General features: G+C 41.4%; 2 protein-coding genes. One reads left to right on the plus strand and one right to left on the minus strand.

Annotation, left to right across the window (positions count from 1 at the left end; all coding sequences use genetic code 11):
* Nucleotides 1-949, minus strand: a 949-nt coding sequence (locus tag RMY63_RS16825; protein WP_322729793.1) for a DUF1565 domain-containing protein, incomplete at its 3' end; no start/stop codon positions are given.
* A 283-nt stretch (nt 950-1,232) separates the two neighbouring features.
* Here RMY63_RS16825 and RMY63_RS16830 point away from each other — a divergent pair.
* A partial coding sequence (locus tag RMY63_RS16830) for a helix-turn-helix domain-containing protein (RefSeq protein WP_322729794.1) occupies nt 1,233-1,742 on the plus strand: 510 nt, incomplete at its 3' end.

Consider the following 1,742-nt stretch of genomic DNA (forward strand, 5'->3'; position numbering starts at 1 on the left):
TTGGCGTTGGCGTTGGCGTTGGCGTTGGCGTTGGAGTTGGCGTTGGAGTTGGAGTTGGAGTTGGAGTTGGCGTTGGAACCGAACTATTTGCAAACTCTATGTTTCCGGCGACTTTAGACGCATCTATTTTATTTCCTAGAGAAATCAGCTTGTTGGAACTGACATTTTGCAAATCAAATTTACCGTTATTCCGTAGAGTATTGCCCCCCGGATTATTGATACTGCCGATATCTGGTAGAGCAGTTCCAATGACTGTGATACCATCATCAGTGTTATTTTCACTGACATTATTACGCAATACGGGACGGGCACTACCAGAGATGACAATCCCAGAACGGTTTTCATAAATTCTGTTATCTCGAAGGATGGGTGATGCAGTATCACTAATGGCAATGCCAAAACCTGTTTTGAAGTAGGTATTATTTTCAATTTGACCTTTAGAATTTTTAGCGATCGCAATTCCATTGGCTGCATTATCACTGAAAACATTACCTAAAATCACAGGATTAGCATCGCCTGTAGCAAATACTCCCTCCCGCTTATTGTTGATGAAGGTGCTATTAGCAACAGTAGGGGCAGTTGATTCAATCCAGACACCACTACCACGGCTAGCCAAATTTGTTACAGTCACTCCCCGCAGTTCAGCTTTATCTAGCAGCACAAAAGTGACATTCTGACCAGCAAAAGTACGGCTCAGATAGCTACCACTTCCTTCAATCAAAATGCCATTGCCTTTATTGGTTTCATTACCCACAACTGTTACACCAGATGGAATCGTTAACGGAAAGACTTCACCGCTAGCAACATTGTAATTACCATTTGCTAGTTGAATCTTGGTATCAACAGTAGCTACCTTAAGGGCTTTAGTAATAGTTTTGAAGGGGGCTTGTTGGCTACCTGGATTGGCATCGCTGCCTGTTACTGAATTTACGTAAAAAGTTTGAGCCATATTTATACTTTCATAAAATACATGCCTATCCTAGCGCTAACCATGAAGGTGGGTAGCGCTTGATGCATTAAGTAAGTTTAAGTACTTCTTACTACAAAGTTAAAAAATTATGCAAATGCTTTTGGATTTCACTAGTGGTCTATCGCATTAATTATGATGGGTTATAATCAAAAATGGAACTGGGAACGTTTGCAAATCATAGTATAAGTAAGTCGGCATAAAAAAACCAAACTATGTGAAGATAAGTAAATACGTAGAATATATCTACTAAGGTCACTCGTATATGGGCGCTCGTTTAAGGGTATTCCTAACTCGTGAGCCAGACCGCGGCTTGCTAAAACTTAGAACTGCGGATGTGCCACAGAAAGTGAAAGACAGAGCAGAAGTCATCAGATTGAATGCACATGGCTGGTACGTAGAAAAAATAGCAGTTCATTTTAATTGGACTCCACAAACAGTTAGAGAAGTCTTACATAAATGGCAGAAGTTGGGAGTGGAAGGGCTTTGGGAATTACCTGGTCGAGGGGTAAAACCAAAGTTGAGTGAAGTTGACATCATATTTTTGGAAGAATGCCTTAAAAAAGAGCCACGTACTTACAACAGTCTCCAACTCACCGAAAAATTAAAACGCGTAGGCGCAGCCCGCCACAGGCATCGCAGGCATCGCTCCATTAAAATGAGTCCTGACAGATTAAGACGGGTACTCAAAAAAAGGGGGTCATTTGGAAAGGAGCTTTTGATGTGTCACAAAGGAAAACAAGACGCTGTAGTAAGGGTTTGTAAGCAAGCAGAC

This window comes from Nostoc sp. ChiQUE01b, from assembly GCF_034531255.1.
Classification (GTDB): Bacteria; Cyanobacteriota; Cyanobacteriia; order Cyanobacteriales; family Nostocaceae; genus Nostoc.